Origin of the sequence: Lentiprolixibacter aurantiacus, assembly GCF_026241225.1 — a bacterium.
GTDB lineage: Bacteria > Bacteroidota > Bacteroidia > Flavobacteriales > Flavobacteriaceae > Lentiprolixibacter > Lentiprolixibacter aurantiacus.
This window is the reverse complement of the sequence record NZ_JAPFQP010000001.1, coordinates 958,650-981,493: the sequence shown is the minus strand read 5'-3', so window position 1 is coordinate 981,493 and position 22,844 is coordinate 958,650. Positions and strand designations below refer to the sequence as shown.

The window sequence follows — 22,844 nt, the reverse complement described above, 5'->3', positions numbered from 1 at the left end:
CTTTTCCTTAAAGGGATTAAAATTGGTTATTTTTGTGCCTTAACTTTGAGTTAATGTCCAAGAGCAGCACATCCCCGTCCAGATATACCATTACGGCAGCACTTCCCTATACCAACGGCCCCATACATATTGGTCATTTGGCCGGTGTATATGTGCCGGCAGATATTTATGCCCGTTACCTGAGAGGGATAGGCAAAGATGTGGCTTATGTGTGTGGCAGTGATGAGCACGGTGTGGCGATTCCTATGAAGGCGAAAAAGGAGGGGATCTCCCCTAGCGAACTCATAGATAAATACCACGGCATCATAAAAAAGTCGTTCCAGGATTTTGGGATATCTTTTGACAACTATTCCCGCACCTCAGCTAAGATCCATCATGAAACAGCTTCAGATTTTTTCCTGAAACTCTACAAACAAAATGATTTTATTGAGGAAACAACCGCCCAGCTGTACGATGAGGAAGCGGGACAGTTTTTGGCCGACAGGTTTGTTACAGGAACCTGTCCGAAATGTGGTTATGAGGAAGCTTATGGTGACCAATGTGAGAACTGTGGCTCGTCCCTCAATGCTACTGACCTTATCAATCCAAAATCTGTGCTCAGTGGCGCAGCACCCAGCCTTAAAGACACCAAACACTGGTTTCTCCCCCTGGACAGATATGAAGAATTTCTCAGGACATGGATCCTGGAGGGACATAAGAAGGATTGGAAACCCAATGTATACGGACAATGCAAATCCTGGATAGATGAGGGGCTGAAACCGAGGGCAGTGACCAGGGACCTGGATTGGGGAATCCCCGTACCCCTTGAAAATGCAGAAGGGAAAGTACTATACGTCTGGTTCGATGCCCCTATCGGATACATTTCCTCTACCAGGGAATGGGCTGCCCGTGAAGGCAAGGACTGGGAACCCTACTGGAAAAGCCCGGACACCAAGTTGGTTCACTTTATAGGGAAAGATAATATTGTTTTTCACTGTATTATTTTTCCGAGCATGCTCAAAGCACATGGGGATTATGTGCTTCCTGAAAATGTTCCCGCAAACGAATTCCTGAATCTGGAGGGGCAGAAACTTTCCACTTCCAAAAATTGGGCTGTCTGGCTACATGAATACCTCCAGGAATTTCCGGACATGCAGGACGTATTGCGTTACACACTAACCGCCAACGCACCTGAAACCAAGGATAATGACTTTACCTGGAAAGATTTTCAGGCCAGGAACAACAGCGAACTGGTAGCCATCTTCGGTAATTTCATAAATCGTGTGGTAGTGCTGACGCATAAGTATTTCGATGGGCAGGTTCCACAGCATTCCGGCCTCAATGAAGAAGACCTTCGGGTTCTTGCCGAAATAAAGAAATTCCCACAAGTCCTTGCTGACTCACTTGAGCGTTACCGTTTCCGGGAAGGCAGTCAGGAACTTATGAATTTGGCCCGGCTGGGGAATAAATACCTGGCCGATGAAGAACCCTGGAAAGTAATCAAGGAAGATCCGGAAAGGGTAAAATCCATAATCTACATAGGACTGCAGGTTGCAGCCGCCCTGGGCGTTCTCAGCGAACCTTTCCTCCCTTTTACAGCTGCCAGGCTAAGGAAAATACTTGCCCTGGAAGAAGACAGGGACTTAGGCTGGACAACTGTTCAATCCAGAGAAACCCTGCTTGAACCAGGCAAGCAGCTTAATAAAGCCAGCTTGCTTTTCCGTAAAATAGAAGACAAGGAGATTCAAAAGCAGTTAGATAAGCTCGAAGCCACCAAAAAGGCAAACGAAAAAACCAATAATGATATCATGGACCAGAAAGAAACCATAAGTTTTGAGGATTTCAGTAAAATGGACATGCGCGTAGGAACCATTCTTGAGGCTTCCAAAATGCCAAAAACCAAGAAATTAATGGTCCTGAAAGTAGATACGGGATTGGATACAAGAACAATTGTTTCAGGGATTGCAGAAGATTTCGAAGCTGAAGATATCATTGGCAAAAAAGTCACTGTACTGGTAAACCTGGCCCCAAGGCCACTCCGGGGCGTAGAAAGTCAGGGAATGATTCTGATGACTGAAAATGCCGAGGGCAATCTGGTGTTCTTAAATCCCGACGAACCTTCTGTAAACAATGGCTCGGTAATCAGTTAAGGGACAAGGTTGCATTACCTTTATTCACATTTTCATTTCCTATGTTTTAGTAAACTTTTACAATGAAAAGGATTTTTTGTGCCTTTGCCCTGTACTTTAAGGCTATAGCGCTGGCCCAGATAAGTCCTTATGGATAAATTCATGCTAAAGATAGCCTACCACCCCATTTATAAACATCCGTTGCCCGAGGGACACCGCTTCCCCATGCTCAAGTACGAACTCCTTCCAGAGCAGCTGCTCCATGAAGGAACCTGTACACCAGAAAACTTTTTTGAGCCTGAAATACCCAATGATAAGCATATTGTTGCCGTACACGATCCGGAATATTTTTACGACCTGATCAACCTCAAAATACCCCCAAGGGAAGCGCGCAAAATTGGTTTTCCCTTAAGTGAAGAATTGGTGGCCCGGGAGCGCATAATTGCCGATGGTACTCTAAAGGGGTGTCATTTCGCGATTCAAAACGGCGTAGCCATGAATATTGCAGGGGGTACGCACCATGCATATAGCAATAGGGGTGAAGCGTTCTGCATGCTGAATGATCAGGCCATAGGTGCCCGGTATCTTATAAATGAAGGACTGGCCAAAAAAGTACTGATACTGGACCTGGATGTACACCAGGGTAATGGCACCGCTGAAATTTTCCAGGACGATCCCTCCGTTTTTACCTGTTCGGTCCACGGAACTAAAAATTATCCCTTCAAAAAGGAGATTTCTGATATAGACATTGCGCTGAGTCCGGGCACTGAGGATAAGGAATACCTGGGTATGCTGGAGGGTCTTCTGGATCATCTGCTGAAAAAAGTAAATCCGGACTTTATATTCTATCTCTGTGGGGTAGATATACTGGCCTCGGACAAACTGGGCACACTTTCCCTCTCTTTAGAAGGGTGCCGGCGTCGCGATCAGATGGTTCTGGAAATGTGCCAAAATCATAACATCCCCGTACAGTGCAGTATGGGCGGGGGTTATTCTCCAGATATAAAGACCATAGTACAGGCGCATGCCAATACTTTCAGGCTGGTTCAGGCGATTTATTTCTAACCTTAAACTATCTACAAGTTGATCCTGGAAGGTTCAATTAAGTGAAAAGCATAAATCTTGTTTGCCAGCATTTAATTAGGCCATAAAGAATTCGTAAATTTGATAAAAACTCAAAGACTATGCTTACAAAAAATATGGAGGCTGCCCTCAACCAACAAATTAGGGTGGAAGCTGAATCTTCACAGGTATATTTATCCATGGCTTGCTGGGCCGAAGTAAAAGGCCTGGAAGGAATTGCCCAGTTTATGTACAAACACTCAGACGAGGAACGCATGCATATGCTAAAGCTTATCAAATACGTAAATGAGCGCGGAGGACATGCTCATATAACTGACCTGTCTGCTCCAGAAACGGAATTTGGCACCTTCCAGAAGATGTTCCAGAAATTGTACGACCATGAAATTTTCGTTTCTAAAAGTATCAATGAACTGGTGCATGTATCCCTCGAAGAGAAGGACTACGCCACACACAATTTCTTGCAGTGGTATGTGGCAGAACAGATAGAGGAAGAAGCTTTAGCCAGGACCATCCTGGATAAAATAAACCTGATTGGAAACGATAAAGGTGGCTTGTATCTTTTCGACAGGGATGTGCAAATGATTACTGTGGAAAGCGCCGCTTCCGGTACCGCAGAATAATTTTAATAATTCTTATTTAGAATAAATTAAAATAATTATATTTGTTGTATCGATGTGGGTACAACATGGGTAAAAAAAAGGAAAATAAGGAATACAAAGAGTTGCAGGCGATCACAGGAGGCCTGAAACCAAAAAACCTGAAAAACCTTTTAAACCAGAATGTAAAGAGCAAATGTTGTAAGAAATACAGAAAAGGAGAGAAAAAACGATGCGGTCGTTGTCCCTGCTACGATTTACTTAAGAAAGTTGCTTAGTGTTTATTTTAGATTAGATAATCTGTATATGAAAAGCCCCCGCTGAAAATCGGGGGCTTTTCTATTATTTGCCCAGCATCAGCAATTCGTTACAACGCACTTCAGTGATATAGCGCTTGTCACCCTCTTTAGATTCATAACTCCGATGGGTTAATTTCCCCTCTATGGCCACTTCGTTTCCTTTTACCAGGTATTGCTCAATAATATCAGCAGTCTTCCCCCAGGCTACAACGTTGTGCCACTGGGTTTCCGTAGTCTTCTCACCCTGCTCATTGCGATAGATTTCATTGGTAGCCAAAGAGAATTTGGCCAGCTTTTTACCACTGTCCAGATTGATGATTTCAGGGTCCTGACCTAGGTGTCCAATCAACTGTACTTTGTTTCTAAGTGCATTCATAATTTTTAATTTAAGGTTAAACAGTTAATACCATCAGTTACCTAACTGACAGGGCAAACATAAAGCCCGGCAGTGCAAACAGCTGTCAGGGAATTATTTATTTTCGTTTGTAAACATTTGTATTCATTTGCATACAATTCAACGCGGGAAAGATGGTAAGGCATGGATTCCTATTTATTCTTATCTTAGGTCACTTCAAAAAACTATGTAACTCAATGAAAAAGCTAATGCTTTCCTTTATCGGCACGATCATCCTTTTTACTGCCGTACAGGCACAAACCGTGCAATCTGTTGTCTCTGAAATGGAAAAAGAGGCCTATGAAAATTCTCATTTGGAATCCCTTGCCCATGAACTCATGGATGTTGTGGGTCCCCGTCTGGTAGGCACACCACAAATGAAAAAGGCTCATGACTGGGCTGTGGATACCTTCTCGGAATGGGGTATTAAAGCGAAAAACGAAGAATGGGGTACCTGGCGTGGATGGGAGCGGGGTATCTGCCATATTGATCTTATCTCACCGCGGGTGGTGTCCCTCCACGGCCGTCAGCTCGCTTGGAGCCCGGGTACTCCGCCCGGAGGAATAACTGCCAATATAGTTACACTTCCAACGGTTGCCGATGCAGATGCATTTGCGGAATGGCTAACCGGCATTAAAGGAAAATGGGTATGCATTTCCATGCCTCAACCTACGGGCAGACCAGATTATAACTGGGAAGAATTTGCTACGGAGACTTCCTTCGAAAAAATGAAAAAAGAACGTGAGGAACAAACGCAGGCATGGCGCCAGAACATCAGGAATACCGGCTACAATTCCCGCACCCTTAACCAGGCATTGGAAGAAGCAGGGGCAGCAGGGATTCTCCAATCCAGATGGTCCAGGGCCTTCGGGGCAAATAAAATATTCGGTGCCAATACCAAAAACATCCCCGTTATTGACCTTTCTCTGGAAGATTACGGCATGCTGTATCGTATGGCTGTAAACGGAGACAAACCTAAACTGCGTGTTGTTGCAGAATCTAAAGAACTCGGAAGGGTGCCTACTTTCAATACAATCGCCACTATCCCCGGCAAGGAATTACCTGATGAATATATTGTGCTTTCCGCACATTTCGATTCCTGGGATGGAGGGACCGGCGCCACAGACAACGGTACCGGCACCATAACCATGATGGAAGCGGCACGTATCCTAAAGAAGGTCTACCCAAACCCAAAACGCACTATCATTGTGGGCCTATGGGGAAGTGAGGAACAGGGATTAAACGGTTCCCGGGCATTTGTGGAAGACAGGGAAGAAGTAGTGAAAGGCCTTCAGGCCCTTTTTAACCAGGATAATGGCACCGGAAGGGTGGTACAAATTTCAGGTCAGGGGTTTCTTCATGCATATGATTATCTCGGGCGCTGGCTGGCAGCTGTTCCGGACACTATTACAAAGCATATTGAAACCACTTTTCCCGGTAGCCCCGGCAGAGGTGGATCGGACTATGCCTCCTTTGTTGCCAAAGGGGCACCGGCTTTTTCGCTGAGTTCATTGAGCTGGAGCTACTGGAATTATACCTGGCATACCAACCTGGACACCTATGACAAGATTGTTTTCGACGATGTTCGCAATAATGCCCTGCTTACAGCTATCCTGACCTATATGGCCAGTGAAGATCCGGAAAGGACTTCAAGGGAGAGGGCTGTGTTACCTGTTAATCCCAGAACGGGACAACAGCGCGAATGGCCATCGCCCAGATCACCTAATCGCAATGGGGGCCAGTAATAGCCTGTCGGAAATTGTTAGAATTAAATTACCAACCTGTATAACCATGAGAGCACTTATCCTGCTGCTTGTAGCAGCTACATTCCTACCCATAAACGGAGAGGCCCAAAGAAGAAAAAGAAAATCAAATCAGGAAGCTTCTATACGCATTCACGATTCCCTTTTCCACAACCTCAAATGGCGGAATATAGGTCCTTTCCGCGGAGGGAGGAGTGTAACCTCTACAGGGGTTGTAGGGCAACCCATGACCTATTACATGGGAAGTACCGGAGGGGGAATCTGGAAAACAACCGATGATGGGATCAGCTGGAAAAATGTATCCGATGGTTTTTTAAAAACAGGTACGGTGGGGGCACTGGCCGCTTCAGAAAGCAATCCGAATATTGTGTTCGCCGGGATGGGCGAACACGCCGCACGGGGCGTAATGACCTCAATGGGAGATGGGGTCTATAAATCTACTGATGCAGGAAAAACCTGGGATCATATGGGCCTGGATTATACACGGCATATATCGGATGTAATCATTCACCCTTCCAATCCCAACATAGTTTTTGTTGCTGCCCAGGGTGCTCAGTACGGCCCGTCCGAAGACAGGGGCATCTATCGATCAAAAGATGGAGGAAAAAGCTGGGAAAAAGTACTGTATCTGAATGCTAATACTGGTGCTTCTTCCCTTTCTATGGACATGAAAAACCCCCTGATACTGTACGCGGCCATGTGGCAGCACCGGAGATACCCCTGGACCATGGAATCTGGCGGAGAAAAATCCGGTTTGTACAAATCAACCGATGGAGGGGATACCTGGGAACAAATGAAAGAAGGCCTTCCGAAAGAGTTCGGGAAGGCAGGAATATCGGTTTCGCGCGCAAATCCTGAACGCGTGTTTGCAGTGATTGAAGCCGAAGGCACCAAAGGTGGGGTTTACCGTTCTGATGATGCCGGCAAAAAATGGACACAGGTTAACAAGGACCGAATCAATATCGCACGATCCTGGTACTACATGGAGATCTTTGCCGATCCTCAGAATGAAAATATCGTCTACGTGCTCAATGCACCTGTAACAAAATCCATTGATGGCGGAAAAACTTTTGCCCCGGTACCCACTCCACACGGAGATAACCACCATTTGTGGATCCATCCCCATGACAATTCGAAAATGATCAATTCCAATGACGGGGGAGCAAACATTTCCAACAATGGGGGCAGGAGCTGGAGTAGTCAGCAGAACCAGCCCACCGCACAGTTCTACCGCGTTATAACGGATAACCTTGTTCCTTATAATGTCTATGGCGGGCAGCAGGACAATTCCGCAATTGCCATTGCCAGCAGGACCAATGATGCCGGTATTGACTGGAAGGACTGGTATTCGGTAGCCGGGTGCGAAAGCGCCTTCCTGGCTTTTGATCCGGATAATCCTGAGGTTGTTTTTGGGGGGTGCTATCAGGGAATAATTGAAAAATGGGTAAAGGCCTCCAATGAGGGCAAAAGCATAAAGGAATACCCGGAACTTGGATTGAGTATCGCCCCGGAAGATTTCAAATTCCGGTATAACTGGAATGCGCCTATCATCAGTTCTCCCCATGACCGCAACACCATCTACCATGCCGGGAATGTTGTATTTCGCACCAGGGATGGCGGGCATAGCTGGGATGTAGTAAGTCCTGATCTTACGCGAAATGAAAAGAGCAAGCAGGGACCCGGAGGAGGTCCCTATACCAATGAGGCTGCAGGTGGGGAAAACTACAACACCCTCATGGCCCTGGTAGAATCACCACATAAAGAAGGAGTGCTCTGGGCCGGAAGTGATGACGGGCTTGTACACCTCACCCGGGATGGAGGTGAAAACTGGATGGATGTAACACCTCCCAACCTTCCCGAGAGCATTATAAACAGCATAGAGGTTTCCCCTCATGATCCCGGAACTGCCTACGTGGTTGTGATGCGATATAAGTTTATGGACCTGAAACCCTATATCTTTAAAACCACGGATTACGGGCAATCGTGGTCATCCATAACAAACGGCATTGAAGGGGAACACACTTTTGTCAGGATGGTCAGGGAAGATCCTGTGAGAAAAGGATTGCTCTATGCAGGAACGGAAACAGGACTGTTCATATCCTTTGATGATGGCCGAAACTGGCAAGCGTTTCAATTGAATATGCCGGTTGTACCCATCAATGACCTCACCATTCGACAGAATGATCTGGTAGCTGCGACCGCTGGACGTTCCTTCTGGATTCTGGACGACTTATCGGCCCTGCAGAATTATCCGGCAAACCCACAGGGAATTACCCTGTTCAAACCCAAAGACAGGCACCTGATAGTGGGCGGAAGCACAGACCGGCCAGTTCCTGGTCTCGGACAAAATCCGAAATCCGGGGTAACCGTGGATTATTACCTGTCTGAAAAGGCAGATTCCCTGGAACTCACTCTGGAAGTCTTCAAGGGCCAGAAGCTCCTTAAAAAATATAGCAGCAAGAAACCCGAGGATTTCAGGACATGGCCCGGAGGTCCGCCCAGACCAGAAATACTGCCTGCCAAAAAAGGGTTCAATCGGTTTACCTGGGACTTTACCAGGGAAGCCCTTCCAGCGGTAGATAATGTTTTTGTTTACGGGGATTACCGGGGTGCGCATGTAGGGCCCGGAACCTATCGATTGCGGCTATCCATGGGCGAACAAACATCAGAGACCACTGCCGTTGTCCTGCCCAATCCAAAGGTAAATGCCTCAGCAGCCGAGTTTCAGGAGCAGCAGGAATTCCTGGAGCAGATTGAGAATACTATTCGGGAAATCCACGAATCAGTCAATCAGATGCGATCAGCCAAAAAACAGGTTGAGCACTATGCCAAACTCTTAAAAGACAATAAAAGTGCCGAAGAACTCCTGGAGAAAGGCAAAGCCATTGCAGAAAGAGTGGGTAAATGGGAGGAAAACCTCATCCAGCCAAAGCAGAAGACGTTCCAGGACGTGATCAACTTTAATAACCAGTTGAACGCCCAGTTGATGCATCTTAAGGACTACGTGGATAAAGCAGAACCCAGGGTAACGATGGGCGCTAAGGAACGCTTGAAAGACCTGCTCAACCAATGGTCCGGATTCCGTATGGAAAAGAATAAAATCATACAGGACGAAATGAAAGCCTATAACCAGATGTATTTAGCTTTGGGCTTACCTGCCATTATCCTGGAAGAATAGCAATACTGTTCAAAATACCGGGATCAGGCAAATTTCGGCAATACTGGCGATGGCCTATGGAAAAGCAAAGGAAATGTTTGGAGTGCGAGGAGCCGATCAGGGGTCGGACAGATAAGAAATTCTGTTCGGACTATTGTCGCAATGCTTATCATAACAAAAGGAACAAGGATAGCAAAAACCTTATCCGCAATATCAATAACCGGCTGCGAAAAAACTATCGTATCCTGGATAGTTTTCCGCTCAAGGAAGGCAAGACCCGGACCACTCGGAACAAGCTGATCGATAAGGGTTTTGATTTTGACTTTTTTACAAGCCTGTATACCACAAAAAAAGGCAGTACCTATTATTTTGTGTACGATTTAGGGTATTTGTCCCTGGATAATGATTATTATATGATTGTAAAACGGGAATAACCTATTTCCAGTTCTGTCCGCTTAGTTTCAATGCTGCAATGACCACGTCCTTACGACTGATCTGACCTACGATCAGGTCATCTTTCATTACAGGCAACCGTCTACGGTTATGCTTGTCGAAAACCCCGGCTGCATCGAAAATACTCATATCGTGTGAAATGGTTTCCACCTCCTTAGTCATGTACTTTTCTACATTCTTATCAAGGATAGGCTGATTAAAATAGCGGCTTTCCGAAATCTGCTTCATACAATCTGCTTCGGAAATGATACCGACTAAAAAACCGTTATCGTCCAACACAGGACCCCCGGAGATATGATGCTTGGCAAAAGCTTCCATTACTTCCAGAATAGACTGATCCGGACGAAAAGTGACCAGCTTCTTGCTCATATAATCTTCTACCAGAATAGGCGCGTTATACTCCTTCCTGGAATCGGACTTGGCCCTTTTGCCTTGAAAACTCTTTATTGCCATAGTTTTATTTTTTTGGTTCGGTGAATATTAAATATACGTTTTTTCTTGAATACTCGTAAATTCTGCCGACCAACGGTTCAAAAAAGCCAAAAATCTTTACATTTAGTAGGCTAAGTCCATTTTATGAAAAACAGCACAGCCATCCTTACGGCCTTTTTAATCCTTGCGGTAACCAGCCTTACATTTCGGTTGGCAATGCCCTCTTATTCCCCAGACATGGAACTTAGTACAGACCTCTTTTCCACAGACCGCGCCCTCGTCCATGTAAAGAAAATGTCCAAGGCTCCACATGCAGTTGGTTTTGCCGGGCATCAGGAAGTAAGGGCCTATGTTGTCGGAGAATTGGAAAAGCTAGGGTTACAGACCAGCATACAGGAAGGCTATACCGCAGGAGACTGGGGCAACCTTAGCAGGGCCCAAAATATCCTGACAAGGATCAAAGGCCGGGAAAAAGGAAAGGCCCTGATGTTGCTATCACATTACGACAGCAATCCGCATTCTGCTCTGGGCGCCAGTGATGCCGGCAGTGGGGTAGCCACTATTTTGGAGGGAGTTCGGGCTTTTCTGGCACGTGGAATACAGCCGAAGAACGATATTATCATTGTTATTACGGATGCAGAAGAACTGGGCCTTAACGGGGCAGACCTTTTTGCGAACAATCATCCATGGACCAAAGAAGTGGGGCTCATCCTAAATTTTGAAGCGCGCGGCAGCGGAGGTGAAAGCTATATGTTGATTGAAACCAATCGCGGAAACGGCAGGCTGATAGAAGAATTTATCAAGGCCAAACCCGATTATCCCGTAGCCAATTCTCTGGCATACAGCATTTACAAGATGCTTCCTAACGACACGGATTTAACGGTTTTCAGAGAAGATCAGGATATTGAGGGTTTTAACTTCGCTTTTATAGACGATCATTACGATTACCATACAGTACGGGACAACTATGAGCGACTGGACCGGGAAAGCCTGGCACATCAGGGCAGCTATATTATGCCATTGCTGTTGCACTTCAGCGAAGCAAATCTGGAAAATCTCAAAAGCCTAAATGATTACAATTATTTCAATGTACCCTATTTCGGACTGGTAGCCTATCCTTTTGAATGGATCTGGCCTATGTTCTTCCTGTCAGTAGTGATTTTTCTATGGATCATTTATCTGGGGCTGAGGAAAAAGCGTCTTTCTTTAAAAGGAATTGCTATAGGTTTCAATCCCCTTTTACTGATCCTCCTTATAAATGGGTTGGCAGGGTATTTCATCTGGCCATTTTTAAAAACAATATATCCGGAATACCAGGACATGCTCCACGGGTTTACCTACAACGGACATGCCTACATTGCATCCATGGCATATTTTTCAATAGCGGTTTGTTTCCTTGTCTATCACTGGTTTCAAAAGCAATCCGTCGCCAATCTGCTGGTGGCCCCTGCCCTGCTCTGGGTCATAATTTGTGGCCTTCTGGCAGAATACCTGCCGGGAGCGGCTTTTTTCATAATCCCTGTGTACGCTTTGTTGGCCGGGATCCTGATCAATTCAAAAGAGGAGCACCCCAACGGTTTACTAATGGCTTTCCTTTCCCTGCCCGCCCTTATAATTTTTACCCCTTTCGTAAAGATGTTTCCTGTTGGCCTTGGGCTAAAAATGCTGGTTAGCACTACCCTTTTGAGCTCACTGATATTCTTTTTGCTATTGCCCCTTTTCGGACATTATAAAATCAAGAAGGCTTTAGCCTACCTATTCCTCCTCTTATTTACGGGCTTCCTTATCGATGCCCACCTGTCTCATGAATTTGATGTGGAAAATGCCAAACCCTCAAGCTTGCTCTATGTTCTGGATAAAGATGCAAATACCGCACAATGGGCTACCTACGAAAAGGTCCCTTCCGCCTGGACATCTCAATACCTGGGCGAGCAGTCAGGTACTTCTGATAAACTGGCCAAAAAAACGATCAGCAGTAAATACAGCACCGGGTTCAGTTTTGTTGCGCCCGCAACCCTGAAACCTATTGCAGGACCTGATTTGAACGTAATCCGGGATACTCTTATGGGTAATCAGCGTTTGATTGAGCTATCGGTGAGCCACCGGAGACCGGTAAACAGGCTTGAAGTATTTACCAATAAAATCAATCTCAGTTCGGCTACAGTAAACGGCATAGCACTATCCCAATACTACCTGGCCAATCGAAGAGCTGGCAAACTTATTACCCATTATATCAGTGATAATGATCCTACTTTGCTAAAACTGACTTATCCAGCGGAGGAACAATTGGAATTGACTTTTTACGAGGCCTCCAATGACCTTTTAACCCATGATTTGTTTTCCATTCCCGCAAGGCCAGAAAACAACATTCCCATGCCATTTGTACTAAACGACGCCATTTTGGTCACCAAATCCCTGCATTTTGAATAAAACCATTGGTATTATGGGTTGTGGGTGGCTGGGACTTCCCCTGGCCAAACATCTGGCTGAAAGAGGATACACCGTTCGCGGTACCACAACCAGTGAAGCCAAATTAACCCTGCTGGTGAAAAGCGGGGTAGCTCCTTTTATGATTTCCATTTCAGAACAAGGAATTGAAGGCAACATCACTTCATTTCTAAGTGGACTGGACGTTATTATCATCAATATACCCCCGGCCCTGAGGGGAGGAAATACATCGGATTATGTGCTCAAATTGAAAAGGCTTCATGAACACATTGCATCAGCAGGAGTTGCCAGGGTGATTTTTGTAAGCAGCACCTCCGTATATGGGGCGGTAAGTGGTAAAGTAACCGAAAACACCATTCCTGAACCCGGTTCGGCAAGTGGGAGACAACTCCTCCGGGCCGAAGACCTTTTCAGGACAGACCAGAATCTTAAAACAGCGATTGTCCGTTTTGGCGGACTTATAGGACCCGATCGTCACCCCGCCAGGAGTCTGGCTGGAAGAAAGGATTTGAAAAACGGCCACCATCCGGTAAACCTCATACATCTGGACGATTGTATTGCTCTTCTTACTACCATATTGGAACGGGATTGGTGGGATGCCATTTTCAACGGAGTATCCCCGGAACATCCATCGAAACAAAAATACTACAGGGGCCAGGCCGAAAAGATGGGCCTTGAGCCTCCAGAGTTTATGCAGGAAGCTGGTGCCAATGAAGGCAAGAATGTAGATAGTATTAACCTGCCCAAAAGAGGTTTTACCTTTTCCAAAAGCATTTGGGAGTAATCAAATTCCGGTAAGACCTTTAATTTTAACGTGTTCCCTATCGTTTTTAAGATTTTCTCTAGCACGAGACCCAAAAAAAAATCTTAGTTTTGGCCCACTAAAAATAGAATGATGAAACGGTTTTTATTGGTAGCTATCTTATTGGGTAGTTTAAGTGCCCAGGCCCAGACAAAAAGTGAACTCCTCACCCATTACGAGGCATTTTACAAAGAAATGCGCCTGCAGGGGGATGTAAATGGGGTTATTAATGCCCTGACACATTTGAATGTGTTGTCACCCACCATAGAAAGACGGGATACCCTCGCCTACGTTTATGCCAATAACAACCAGCATTTACAGGCCTTGAATACCCTGAGAAGCATCGAAAAAAACGAAGCTGATTCTGACCTGGCTGTACAGGTTAAAGCGGTTTCACTTAAGGCACTGAATCAACCCAAAAGGGCCATTGAGCACTTTGAGATCCTCTTCAAAAGGAAGCCAAACGCTTATATGGCTTATGAGCTGGCCGACCTGAAAATCCAGGTTGGTGATAATGCCGGCGCCAGCACAAATATTGACTATGGAATTGAGAACGCCAAAGACGAAATGAAGTACGCCTTTTATGAAAGGCAGCAACCGTATGAAGTACCCTTAAAGGCGGCCCTGATCCATCTCAAAGGACTGGTGCAATACAATATGGACCGCAATAATATAGATATGGCCATTGCCACTATTGATGAGGCCCTTAAAATAGATCCGAATTTCAACCTGGCCAGTCTGAGCAAACAGGCCCTGGAATCAAGAAAACAGAGTTCTGAGGAGGAAGAAAAGAATTAACCCCAAAGGTTCTATTCTTCTTTGAGTTGATCCAAGAGTTCCCTGAACCCCAGGGCAACACCGTTGGTCCATCCAAATCCATCCTGGGTTTCGTATTCGCCACCCCCGGAAAGCAGGGTGATATCTTCTACATTATATTTCTCCATCATCTTGCCCGTATTGCGGTAAACGCGCTCATTTAAAGCAAGCCACCTTTCCATAATGGTAATGGCTTCCTCATGGTAGCCATAGTTGAGCAACCCTTTTACTGCAATCCATTGCAGTGGAGCCCAGCCATTTGGGGCATCCCATTGCTGGCCCGAATCCTTAAGTGTAGTTAGCAATCCGCCATCCCGGAGGAAGTCGTTCATCAGCCGGTTTCGAACCCCTTTTGCCTGCTCCGGGGAAGCCAGCTCAAAATAAAGGGGGAACGCCCCGGCCAGGGTCAATTGTCCCATGGTTGATCCGGAGTCCAAATGGTAGTCGTGAAAATACTGCATGTCCGGATTCCAGAATAAGGTCTGAATGGCCTTGGCCCTTTTTGCGGCCCTTTTTTCATAATCCTCGGCAGATTCCTTATTGCCCTGTATGGCAAATCCCTCTGCGATTTCCTTCTCCATGAAATACATCAGACAATTCAGATCCACGGGAATAATTCGGGATGTAGCTGTAGAGGCGAATTCATCTTCAAGGAACCAGCGACTACTGAAATCCCAGCCTGAAGCTGCTGCAGCCCTGAGGTTTACATACAGGGCCTGTTTCTCTTCCTCAGAATTTAACTCGCCTGCCAAATGCCTGTCTTCCTTATAAGCCTCCGGTCTGGGTGTGGTTCCCATGTCCCAGTAACGATTTAAATGCAAGGTATCTCCCAGTTGAACGGTATAGCGATATGCCCCACTACTGGTTGGAACACTGTCCATTCCTTTCATCCAGAACTGGTATTCCCTGACTATGCTTGGAAAATATTCCCGGGCTGCAGTGCTGTCGCTTTTGGATAATGCATCCACCATCAGACTGAAAAATGGTGGTTGAGAGCGGGTTAGATAGTAATTGCGTGTTCCATTGGGAATAAATCCTATGGAATCAATCAAATGGCTGAAGTTGGCAACCATATTCTTTGCCAATTCCAGCTCATCATCCACTAAAAGACCTTCAATGGTAAAGTAGCTGTCCCAGTAATAAATTTCCTTGAAACGCCCTCCGGGAACCACATAGGAATAGGGCAACGGAATACGAGAAGAAAAGGGAATTATCTTATCGGGCCCCCTGGTAAGCTTGGGCCATATGCTACTAATATGCTCATACATGGTCTTTGTGGTATCCGTTTCAAAGGATAATACAGCTGTGGATTGATCACTGAAATTATTTTCCACAAAAGCTTTAAGGTCAAAATCAGCATTGTCCTTTTCCAATTCATATTTGGCCAGCACTTCCGAATATGGCGCAAGTGGCACCAAATCGGTAAACGTTTTGGAGTCCTTGAAAATAGCCCTGGTCTGAACTTCATGAAAAAACTCAGTTGCGTAAAAATCAACATTGGAAATGGCCCTGGGTGTTTCTGTGCGACAAGCACAAACAAAAAGGGTCAAAAGAATCAATAGGGATCGGTTGTTCATAATAAAAATGCTTGTGATGGATAAATCAAGGATTTTACCAGTTGCGCTGTACCTGTTTTCGGATCAGGCTGTCTTTACTTTTCTTCAGCGCTATTACCGGTTCCACCTCCTCATTCGGTATGGTAATGGAAAGCACATAATGCCTGATCTTCCAGGAATCTCCCGCTTTTTCCAGCACCCCAGAGCCGCGACAGGTCCCCATCCAGGTATCGAGCAATTCATCAAACCAGGCCACAGAACCATCTGCAGACAGGTAGATATTGCGCTCCCTGGCCTGGAATGCCCATGCTTTTCCCTGATCAAAATAGGGCCTGGAAAAGGCCTCAAAAGCTTTACGCTGCCAATTCTCCATGGCATCGGTGCCAATAAAGGCGCTCTGCTCACCCATCAGATTAAAATAGGCTTCAAAATCGGCCCTGGCAGCTGCATCATGCCATGCATCCAGGACTTTGTGAATGGTTTTTTTGGGGGTTTCCTGAGCCTGCAGGCCAATGGACAGAAAAAGAAGAAGGAAACAGGTTTTAATTTTCATCGAGGATTTCATTTAGGTCCAGTGTATTGTTTACGGTAACATTAAATTGTTCACGAAAGGCATTATAGGCCAATATCATTTCTTTTGCCGGAGCAATTACATCATTGCGGTATTCTACAGCAGCCTTGAGTTTCAGCAAAAAGGTTTTAAAGACTTTCTGGCGGCTTTTAACCTGAGGGGTATCAAAGGCTTCAGGATATTCGGAAGTCTCCAGCTCAGTTTGCTTCAAAATCATATCCTCAACAACCAGGATGAGATCTTCATTATTGGCTACCCGGTATAATGCATCAAAACTGGTTTCCATTTCCTGGAAGGCTGTCCATTCTTTAAGCATTTCAGTAGCTTCTGGGTTTACAGCGCTCCGCTGCGGCAGCTCCTGTACATCAATTTCCACAACACTGGTCCCGACGAACTCCTGCCCATCACCAACTCCCCGGCAGGCCGACATTAAAATGATTAAGGCACTAAATAGGTAAATGAAACGCATAAAGCGAATGTACAAATTTTAACGTGCTTTTGAGCGGGGAGGTGAACACAAACTATCCCGGATTATGCCTGGATTGGTAGCGCTGATTTTTCGCTAATACGCTATCTTTACGGTCTATTTGGAATAAGTTCGGAATGGACAAAACTATATTGATTTTAGGGGCCTGTGGACAAATTGGCACGGAGCTTACCCTCAGGCTAAGGGACAAATACCAGGGGTCTCAGATTATTGCAAGCGATATCCGGGAAGGCAGTGATAGCCTATCAGAATCCGGGCCTTTTGAGCTACTGGATGCTACTGATTACGGGGCCGTTGAGGATGTGGTAATGCACTACGAAGTGGATGAGATCTACCTTATGGCGGCAATGCTCAGTGCCACAGCTGAAAAATTTCCAACTCGCGCCTGGAACCTGAATATGAATTCACTCTTCAATGTGCTGAACCTGGCCAAGGAAAAGAAAATTGAAAAAGTATTCTGGCCATCCAGTATTGCGGTATTTGGCCCCAATACCCCTAAACAAAATACACCGCAGCACAGTATTATGGAGCCCACAACGGTCTATGGGATAAGCAAACAGGCTGGTGAACGCTGGTGTTCCTATTACCATCATAAATTCGGGGTAGACGTGAGAAGTGTTCGCTATCCTGGATTGATAAGCTGGAAAACCCTTCCCGGCGGCGGCACCACCGATTATGCAGTAGACATATACCACAAAGCCCTGGAAACCAGAAAATACAGTTGCTTTCTCAAGGAAAATACCCGCTTGCCAATGATGTATATGGAAGATGCTATTAGGGCAACTTTGCAATTGATGGAAGCCGATCCTGACCAACTCAGCATTCGTTCATCCTATAACCTCGCTGCCATGAGCTTTACCCCTGCGGAAATTGCCCGCAGCATCAGGGAGCATCTTCCGGAATTTGAAATCGGATACGAACCGGATTTCCGGCAGGCAATAGCAGAGAGCTGGCCGGAAAGCATTGACGATTCACAGGCGAGAAAAGACTGGGGTTGGTCTGCAGAATACAACCTTGAAAAGACCAGTTTGGAAATGCTAACTCAGCTAGGGAAGTAGGGAAATATTGTCTAATTTAGGAAATCCTCTAAAATTTGTATTATGAGATCTTCCCTACGAATCTTTTTAGGTTTCCTGTTGACTGCAACTATTGCCAATGCTCAGATAAACAGAGGAGTCTATATGGCCAGGCAATCCGAAGGTGATAAAACCCTGATCCACGAGCTAAAACTTGATGACAATTATCTTGTGCACACGGTTTACCGGGAATCCCCTCCTGAATTCGTAAAAACACTGGGGGGTTTTTATAATAGTACTGACGGGAAGTTAGACATAAAACTCGAGTTCAATTCACAATATGCCCAGGATAGCATAAAAAGCCTGAGCATTCCTTATATCCTGGAGGGCGATGTTTTGGTACTGAAACTGGCAACAACCCTGGAATTTGAAAAGGGTGCTTCCCTAGCTCAGGACCTGGACGGGAAGTGGCTCTTTGCCACACGAGGCCCGGATACAGGACAGGACCGCCGGGGAGAAGAAAATCCCCGAAAGACCATGAAATTTCTTATGGACGGACGCTTCCAATGGATAGCCTACCATACAGAAACCTTCCGGTTTTCAGGAACAGGAGGTGGACATTACACTGCTGAAGATGGCAATTATACCGAGTACATACAGTATTTCTCAAGGGATAACAACCGCGTTGGTGCCAAACTGAAGTTCCTGTACAATATTAATGGGGATGACTGGCATCACCAGGGGAAAAACAGTCGGGGGGAGCCCATGTACGAGATTTGGAGCCGCAGGAAGTAGGCTTAAACTCCATTCGAGTAAAGCAGTTACGCGAGAATCTTTTAATACTGTGGCGCGGGAATTGTAAAAAACCTCAATAGAGGCCTTTTTATTTTCCAATATCCGACTTTCCTCCTGTTTTTTTAAGGAGTTTGATGTTCTTGATCTCTATACCCTTGTCAATCGGTTTCAGCATGTCGTACATATTCAGTGCTACCACGCTGGCACCATGCATGGCTTCCACTTCTACCCCCGTTTTGTAGATGGTCTTTACGGTAATAAGTATTCTGATCTGAAGCCCTGAAATTTCATATTGAACATCTGTGTATTCAATGGGTAAGGGATGGCAATCCGGTAACAGATCCGGAGTCTTCTTCACCCCGAGCAGGCCTGCCGCCTTGCTCATGGCAAACACATTGCCTTTCGGTACACGGTCTTCTTTAATGGCAGCGATCGTTTCCGCCCTGCCAACTTCAAGGACAGCCTGTGCCACTGCTGTGCGTAGCGTGGGTTCTTTATGTGTAATGTCTACCATAATTTAAGTGTTTACTTTCCATTGATAGGAATCATCCTCAAACAGTTCCCTGCCAAAAACAGGCACCTGGCTTTTGATCTCTTCCACTATATAATGCAAAGCTTCAAATACTTCACTGCGATGGGGCGATGAAACAAAAACAAATAGACAAATCTCTCCAGATTCCACCACCCCAAGGCTGTGGTAGATATGCATACAGCTAAGTTCGAATTTTTCAAAGGCCGCCTCCCGGATCTCATGGAATTTCTTATTGGCCATATCTTCATAAGCCGTGTATTCGATGCCTTTGACTACCTTGCCCTCAATGACATCTGCACGCACCTGCCCCAGAAAGATGTCATGTGCCCCAATTTGGGTCTTCACCTGATGTTTGGCAATGGAATTGGCTATAAATTCCGGGGTGATGGCCCCTTCACGGAATACATTTTTAATGGTTTTACTTTTCATACTCAATGAATAATGAACTAAAATACTCAAGATTCCTGAGATTGCAGACAAGCCATATAAGTTCAAATCCGGATAATTGGAGAAAAAACAATTATATGGTACATTCATAGCTCTATTCCAACAACCAACAACCAATGAACATCATCAATATCATAAAGGGCATAGAACTCCTGGCTGTGGAGCTACTCCTGTGGATCATCTATGTTCCCAAGACCATTTACAAAATCATCAAAGACCCGAAGTGGGCCCCGGGGTATATCAAGGAACAATTGCGCAGTGAGGAAAAGTTTAAAACTTACATGTCCCCTATCCTCCTATTCCTGGCCATTTCTGTGGTCCTCTTTGTTTTGCTGGATTCGGGTCTGATTATTGCCCCGGATTACGACGAAAGTGGTGGTAGTTTCGGGCAGCGGCTGCAGGGGCCTGCCGGATTTCTCTTTTTGGCACTTCCTTTATTTTTTGGCCTGGTCATTGAACTATTCAGAAAAGGTGGCATTAAGCGAGATAACATCTTACAGAGCCTCTACGTGCAATGCTATTATTTTTCACCCCTGATGCTCTCCTTTTTTGCCTATCTGCTGGCAGACCAGTTCGACTGGGGAAATTTATCCGAAGAAACCTATTTATCAATGTTTCCCCTCTTTCTGTTTTTATTGACCTTGCTATGGTTTATCATCATACAGGTCAACTATATCTCCAGGGAGTTGCAGTATCATAGAATGGTGTCTTTAGGCCTCCACCTCATCTGTTATGTACTTATTGGTATAGGGTTCGGCATTTATCTTGTGTTAACGCCAACAGAAGTAGATGAGCATGGTAAGGGGATGGAGGTTGAAAAGGTTGTCCTCACGCTACCGGAAAAAGGGGATTATAAGGTAGCTGTATGGGATTCCATTTATGATCCTGCATGGGATTACGCAATAGCCCGTTTGGAAGGCCGGTCGGAATATTTTCAGCCTTCTGAAAAACTCAGGCTGGTTCATAATCAATTTGTAGTCGGGAATATTCAGGAAACCCTGAAATTTAGTTTTAGCGGCAATAAGGGTGATCAGGTAATGCTCAAGGGGTCACAATCTTTGTTAAGCCCCCCTGATTCCTTGACAAGTATGACTCCGGTGCTGAACTTCGATGCCTCTGTCCAAAAAAACGAATCACTGATGTTCACCTATTCGGAGGAATCCGGATATGTTTCAACCGGGATATGGGAGCTGGAACTACTGGACGACAATGCCGGATTTATATTAAGCATCAACCTTCCCAAAACGGGCGATTATACCCTGGTAATATATAATACCCAACCAAATAATGAAGCAGGCTTCACCCTTGGCTTTTTCAAGTACGACATCTATGGGCAATACAAGGAAACAAACAGTGGCATATTGATGGATAGCACCATGTACCTGGGGATATCCATGGCGAAGGAGGAACCCTTTGAAAACTGGATTTTTCCCGGCACAAAAAATAAAGAACTAACCCTTTTTGCAACCCCGACTTCAGAAGTGGATTTAGCCTTTAATGTGGTGAATGAAAAAGGAGAATCCATAGTACCCGTAGACAGGACTGCCGTAGCGAATATTATACATGCCTTGTATATAATCCTGTTCGGCTCTTTAATTGCAATGGGTTACCGTGGTTTGTTCAGAAAATCTGAAAGGGCACAGGAATTCTCTGATGACGCGGGTAATAGGGCAGGAAAAATAGTGGCCGTAATCGGACTGCTCATCATTGTTCTGATCCTATTGGCATTTATATTCCTTTAAGGAATAAGAACATGAACCTTCTTAGGATGTTCTGCTTTTCCCTTTCATCCAGCTTACTCCGATCATGATCCCTGCGCCTACCCCTATCAGGAATAAGAACATTTCCCCCACCTTGTCCTTGGATAGGAGAATGGCAACAATAGCCGCTACCGGAGCTATACCTGCAATGACTTTCTTGGGAATGGTAATGGAATCCTTTTTCTCTTCATCCTTCATTACAAATGGCTTTTGGCACTATTAAGTAAGGCAATAAAAGGTACATAACCAAGCCTTTGGAAAGGTAACTTGACTTCATTCTCCAAAACTGGCTGAGCTATTCCTGAAAGGAACTCAGTCTGAAAATAAAAATACGCTTTGGCTTTCACCAAGGCGTTTTATGCTTATTTGTAGCCTCACCAGGAGATAGCTGCGCTGTTCCTGATTGATTCTCGTTTTGAAAATAGAAAAGTCCAACTGTAGCACAGTTGGTTTTATTTTTGGTTAAGACCTTAAGAAGGTCGTTTCTTCGGTCCAAAGCCAAAAATAAAAAGCCTTTGCTTTCGCAAAGGCCTTTTCTGCTTATCCGTAGCCTCACCAGGAATCGAACCTGGATCTAAAGTTTAGGAAACTTCTATTCTATCCATTGAACTATGAGGCCAGAAAAACGGGACACAAAAATAAGGCATTTCTGGGCTATCCCACAAGTCTAAAGGAGAAAATTGATCTAATCAAACACCTCAACCACCATTTCCATTTCCACGGCTATATTGGAAGGAAGTGATCCCATGCCTACAGCTGCACGGGCATGTTTCCCTCGATCCCCGAAAACAGCCACCATAAGATCAGAGTAACCATTAACCACTTTTGGATGGTCCGTAAATTCTGGCATTGCATTGACCATTCCCTTTACTTTCACCACACGTTTTACTCTATTCAAATTTCCCAATTCTGCCTTGAGTACAGCCAGCTGTGCAATCCCCGCCAAGCGGGCAGCTTCATAACCCTCCTCTATAGTCAAATCGGCGCCAAGCTTGCCCGTAACATTACCTCCATCTGGTTTGCGGGGGCCTTTCCCGGCAAGAAACATAAGGTTCCCCGCCTGTACTGCGTTGACATAATTTGCTACGGGATTACCTGCTTCAGGCAATACTATCCCTAACTCATACAGTCGTTCCTCCGGATCGTAATCTGAAGGGATTTCACTTTTAACTTCTGGTAATTGATCCTCTTTGATTTGTGTATTACATCCCACTAAAAGGACAAGAAATACAACATAGGGAAAAGCATATGTCTTCACAGGTGATTTCGATTGAAATTGATTAATCTTTCCTCATTATTCCGTAATTTAATCACTTCACACTGAACTAA

General features: G+C 45.3%; 21 protein-coding genes and 1 tRNA gene. 12 read left to right on the top strand and 10 right to left on the bottom strand.

The features are described from left to right. The first annotated feature begins 53 nt into the window (after nucleotides 1–53). The 3 genes from metG to OO016_RS04340 all read left to right on the top strand — a co-directional run bounded on the left by metG (nucleotide 54) and on the right by OO016_RS04340 (nucleotide 3,811). Complete coding sequence (gene metG, locus OO016_RS04350) at nucleotides 54–2,129, top strand: methionine--tRNA ligase (RefSeq protein WP_266011148.1); 2,076 nt, start codon at nucleotides 54–56, stop codon at nucleotides 2,127–2,129. A 141-nt stretch (nucleotides 2,130–2,270) separates the two neighbouring features. Next, nucleotides 2,271–3,173: a histone deacetylase family protein gene (locus tag OO016_RS04345; RefSeq protein WP_266011962.1), complete on the top strand. Its 903-nt coding sequence runs from the start codon at nucleotides 2,271–2,273 to the stop codon at nucleotides 3,171–3,173. Between the two features lie 119 nt (nucleotides 3,174–3,292). Continuing rightward, entirely contained in the window at nucleotides 3,293–3,811 is a 519-nt protein-coding gene (locus tag OO016_RS04340) for a ferritin (protein WP_266011146.1), read from the top strand. A gap of 318 nt (nucleotides 3,812–4,129) precedes the next feature. On the opposite strand, the gene OO016_RS04330 is transcribed toward OO016_RS04340, so the two are convergent. Next, the gene (locus OO016_RS04330; RefSeq protein WP_266011142.1) at nucleotides 4,130–4,462 is read right to left on the bottom strand and encodes a single-stranded DNA-binding protein; all 333 of its coding nucleotides are present in this window, start codon (nucleotides 4,460–4,462) and stop codon (nucleotides 4,130–4,132) included. Nucleotides 4,463–4,677: 215 nt separating this feature from the next. Here OO016_RS04330 and OO016_RS04325 point away from each other — a divergent pair, with 215 nt between their 5' ends. From OO016_RS04325 to OO016_RS04315, 3 genes are read left to right on the top strand one after another with little or no spacing between them, the layout of a single operon-like run. After that, complete coding sequence (locus tag OO016_RS04325) at nucleotides 4,678–6,225, top strand: M20/M25/M40 family metallo-hydrolase (protein ID WP_266011140.1); 1,548 nt, start codon at nucleotides 4,678–4,680, stop codon at nucleotides 6,223–6,225. A gap of 46 nt (nucleotides 6,226–6,271) precedes the next feature. Then, a complete protein-coding gene (locus OO016_RS04320; protein ID WP_266011138.1) occupies nucleotides 6,272–9,421 on the top strand; it encodes a VPS10 domain-containing protein in 3,150 nt (1,049 codons plus the stop codon). Between the two features lie 56 nt (nucleotides 9,422–9,477). After that, entirely contained in the window at nucleotides 9,478–9,834 is a 357-nt protein-coding gene (locus OO016_RS04315; RefSeq protein WP_266011137.1) for a hypothetical protein, read from the top strand. 1 nt (nucleotide 9,835) lies between these two features. On the opposite strand, the gene OO016_RS04310 is transcribed toward OO016_RS04315, so the two are convergent. Continuing rightward, nucleotides 9,836–10,306 (bottom strand): CBS domain-containing protein, encoded by a 471-nt coding sequence (locus OO016_RS04310; RefSeq protein WP_266011135.1) that lies wholly within the window; start codon nucleotides 10,304–10,306, stop codon nucleotides 9,836–9,838. A 123-nt stretch (nucleotides 10,307–10,429) separates the two neighbouring features. On the opposite strand from OO016_RS04310, the gene OO016_RS04305 reads away from it, so the two are divergent. The 3 genes from OO016_RS04305 (at nucleotide 10,430) to OO016_RS04295 (ending at nucleotide 14,333) form a co-directional block, all read left to right on the top strand. Continuing rightward, entirely contained in the window at nucleotides 10,430–12,715 is a 2,286-nt protein-coding gene (locus OO016_RS04305; protein WP_266011133.1) for a M20/M25/M40 family metallo-hydrolase, read from the top strand. Next, the gene (locus tag OO016_RS04300; RefSeq protein ID WP_266011131.1) at nucleotides 12,708–13,517 is read left to right on the top strand and encodes an SDR family oxidoreductase; all 810 of its coding nucleotides are present in this window, start codon (nucleotides 12,708–12,710) and stop codon (nucleotides 13,515–13,517) included. The genes OO016_RS04305 and OO016_RS04300 overlap by 8 nt, the downstream gene beginning before the upstream one ends. A gap of 111 nt (nucleotides 13,518–13,628) precedes the next feature. After that, the gene (locus OO016_RS04295; protein WP_266011129.1) at nucleotides 13,629–14,333 is read left to right on the top strand and encodes a tetratricopeptide repeat protein; all 705 of its coding nucleotides are present in this window, start codon (nucleotides 13,629–13,631) and stop codon (nucleotides 14,331–14,333) included. Between the two features lie 11 nt (nucleotides 14,334–14,344). On the opposite strand, the gene OO016_RS04290 is transcribed toward OO016_RS04295, so the two are convergent. Genes OO016_RS04290 through OO016_RS04280 form a run of 3 tightly spaced genes read right to left on the bottom strand, consistent with a single transcriptional unit; the run spans nucleotide 14,345 to nucleotide 16,947 of the window. Then, nucleotides 14,345–15,928, bottom strand: coding sequence for a trehalase family glycosidase (locus OO016_RS04290; protein WP_266011127.1), 1,584 nt, complete (start codon nucleotides 15,926–15,928; stop codon nucleotides 14,345–14,347). 34 nt (nucleotides 15,929–15,962) lie between these two features. Then, complete coding sequence (locus OO016_RS04285; RefSeq protein WP_266011125.1) at nucleotides 15,963–16,460, bottom strand: nuclear transport factor 2 family protein; 498 nt, start codon at nucleotides 16,458–16,460, stop codon at nucleotides 15,963–15,965. Then, entirely contained in the window at nucleotides 16,450–16,947 is a 498-nt protein-coding gene (locus OO016_RS04280) for a hypothetical protein (RefSeq protein WP_266011123.1), read from the bottom strand. The genes OO016_RS04285 and OO016_RS04280 overlap by 11 nt, the downstream gene beginning before the upstream one ends. A 134-nt stretch (nucleotides 16,948–17,081) precedes the next feature. Between OO016_RS04280 and OO016_RS04275 the strand changes: the two genes are divergently transcribed. Together OO016_RS04275 and OO016_RS04270 are read left to right on the top strand one after the other, a co-directional pair. Next, nucleotides 17,082–18,023, top strand: coding sequence for an NAD-dependent epimerase/dehydratase family protein (locus OO016_RS04275; protein WP_266011121.1), 942 nt, complete (start codon nucleotides 17,082–17,084; stop codon nucleotides 18,021–18,023). Between the two features lie 42 nt (nucleotides 18,024–18,065). Continuing rightward, nucleotides 18,066–18,776 (top strand): hypothetical protein, encoded by a 711-nt coding sequence (locus OO016_RS04270; RefSeq protein WP_266011119.1) that lies wholly within the window; start codon nucleotides 18,066–18,068, stop codon nucleotides 18,774–18,776. A gap of 88 nt (nucleotides 18,777–18,864) precedes the next feature. Here the strand turns inward: OO016_RS04270 and moaC are convergent, their stop codons facing one another. Both moaC and OO016_RS04260 read right to left on the bottom strand, forming a co-directional pair. Then, on the bottom strand, nucleotides 18,865–19,290 hold the full coding sequence (gene moaC, locus OO016_RS04265; protein ID WP_266011118.1) for a cyclic pyranopterin monophosphate synthase MoaC: 426 nt from the start codon (nucleotides 19,288–19,290) through the stop codon (nucleotides 18,865–18,867). A gap of 3 nt (nucleotides 19,291–19,293) precedes the next feature. Beyond that, nucleotides 19,294–19,737, bottom strand: a complete 444-nt coding sequence (locus OO016_RS04260; RefSeq protein ID WP_266011117.1) for a molybdenum cofactor biosynthesis protein MoaE — start codon at nucleotides 19,735–19,737, stop codon at nucleotides 19,294–19,296. A 134-nt stretch (nucleotides 19,738–19,871) separates the two neighbouring features. On the opposite strand from OO016_RS04260, the gene OO016_RS04255 reads away from it, so the two are divergent. Continuing rightward, the gene (locus tag OO016_RS04255; protein WP_266011116.1) at nucleotides 19,872–21,497 is read left to right on the top strand and encodes a hypothetical protein; all 1,626 of its coding nucleotides are present in this window, start codon (nucleotides 19,872–19,874) and stop codon (nucleotides 21,495–21,497) included. A gap of 21 nt (nucleotides 21,498–21,518) precedes the next feature. Here OO016_RS04255 and OO016_RS04250 read toward each other — a convergent pair whose 3' ends face one another. The 3 genes from OO016_RS04250 to OO016_RS04240 all read right to left on the bottom strand — a co-directional run bounded on the left by OO016_RS04250 (nucleotide 21,519) and on the right by OO016_RS04240 (nucleotide 22,773). Beyond that, on the bottom strand, nucleotides 21,519–21,713 hold the full coding sequence (locus OO016_RS04250; RefSeq protein WP_266011115.1) for a hypothetical protein: 195 nt from the start codon (nucleotides 21,711–21,713) through the stop codon (nucleotides 21,519–21,521). A gap of 349 nt (nucleotides 21,714–22,062) precedes the next feature. Next, nucleotides 22,063–22,134, bottom strand: a tRNA-Arg gene (locus OO016_RS04245). Between the two features lie 66 nt (nucleotides 22,135–22,200). Then, entirely contained in the window at nucleotides 22,201–22,773 is a 573-nt protein-coding gene (locus OO016_RS04240) for a RidA family protein (protein ID WP_266011114.1), read from the bottom strand. Between the last annotated feature and the right edge of the window lie 71 nt (nucleotides 22,774–22,844).

Excerpts from the sequence above, each read along its gene's own strand:
- OO016_RS04255 (WP_266011116.1), top strand. The coding sequence starts at position 19,872 with ATGAACATCATCAATATCATAAAGGGCATAGAACTCCTGGCTGTGGAG.
- OO016_RS04250 (WP_266011115.1), bottom strand. The coding sequence starts at position 21,713 with ATGAAGGATGAAGAGAAAAAGGATTCCATTACCATTCCCAAGAAAGTC.
- OO016_RS04285 (WP_266011125.1), bottom strand. The coding sequence starts at position 16,460 with ATGAAAATTAAAACCTGTTTCCTTCTTCTTTTTCTGTCCATTGGCCTG.
- OO016_RS04310 (WP_266011135.1), bottom strand. The coding sequence starts at position 10,306 with ATGGCAATAAAGAGTTTTCAAGGCAAAAGGGCCAAGTCCGATTCCAGG.
- OO016_RS04305 (WP_266011133.1), top strand. The coding sequence starts at position 10,430 with ATGAAAAACAGCACAGCCATCCTTACGGCCTTTTTAATCCTTGCGGTA.
- moaC (WP_266011118.1), bottom strand. The coding sequence starts at position 19,290 with ATGGTAGACATTACACATAAAGAACCCACGCTACGCACAGCAGTGGCA.
- OO016_RS04295 (WP_266011129.1), top strand. The coding sequence starts at position 13,629 with ATGAAACGGTTTTTATTGGTAGCTATCTTATTGGGTAGTTTAAGTGCC.
- OO016_RS04280 (WP_266011123.1), bottom strand. The coding sequence starts at position 16,947 with ATGCGTTTCATTTACCTATTTAGTGCCTTAATCATTTTAATGTCGGCC.
- OO016_RS04345 (WP_266011962.1), top strand. The coding sequence starts at position 2,271 with ATGCTAAAGATAGCCTACCACCCCATTTATAAACATCCGTTGCCCGAG.
- OO016_RS04260 (WP_266011117.1), bottom strand. The coding sequence starts at position 19,737 with ATGAAAAGTAAAACCATTAAAAATGTATTCCGTGAAGGGGCCATCACC.
- OO016_RS04275 (WP_266011121.1), top strand. The coding sequence starts at position 17,082 with ATGGACAAAACTATATTGATTTTAGGGGCCTGTGGACAAATTGGCACG.
- OO016_RS04325 (WP_266011140.1), top strand. The coding sequence starts at position 4,678 with ATGAAAAAGCTAATGCTTTCCTTTATCGGCACGATCATCCTTTTTACT.
- OO016_RS04290 (WP_266011127.1), bottom strand. The coding sequence starts at position 15,928 with ATGAACAACCGATCCCTATTGATTCTTTTGACCCTTTTTGTTTGTGCT.
- OO016_RS04270 (WP_266011119.1), top strand. The coding sequence starts at position 18,066 with ATGAGATCTTCCCTACGAATCTTTTTAGGTTTCCTGTTGACTGCAACT.
- OO016_RS04340 (WP_266011146.1), top strand. The coding sequence starts at position 3,293 with ATGCTTACAAAAAATATGGAGGCTGCCCTCAACCAACAAATTAGGGTG.
- metG (WP_266011148.1), top strand. The coding sequence starts at position 54 with ATGTCCAAGAGCAGCACATCCCCGTCCAGATATACCATTACGGCAGCA.
- OO016_RS04320 (WP_266011138.1), top strand. The coding sequence starts at position 6,272 with ATGAGAGCACTTATCCTGCTGCTTGTAGCAGCTACATTCCTACCCATA.
- OO016_RS04315 (WP_266011137.1), top strand. The coding sequence starts at position 9,478 with ATGGAAAAGCAAAGGAAATGTTTGGAGTGCGAGGAGCCGATCAGGGGT.
- OO016_RS04330 (WP_266011142.1), bottom strand. The coding sequence starts at position 4,462 with ATGAATGCACTTAGAAACAAAGTACAGTTGATTGGACACCTAGGTCAG.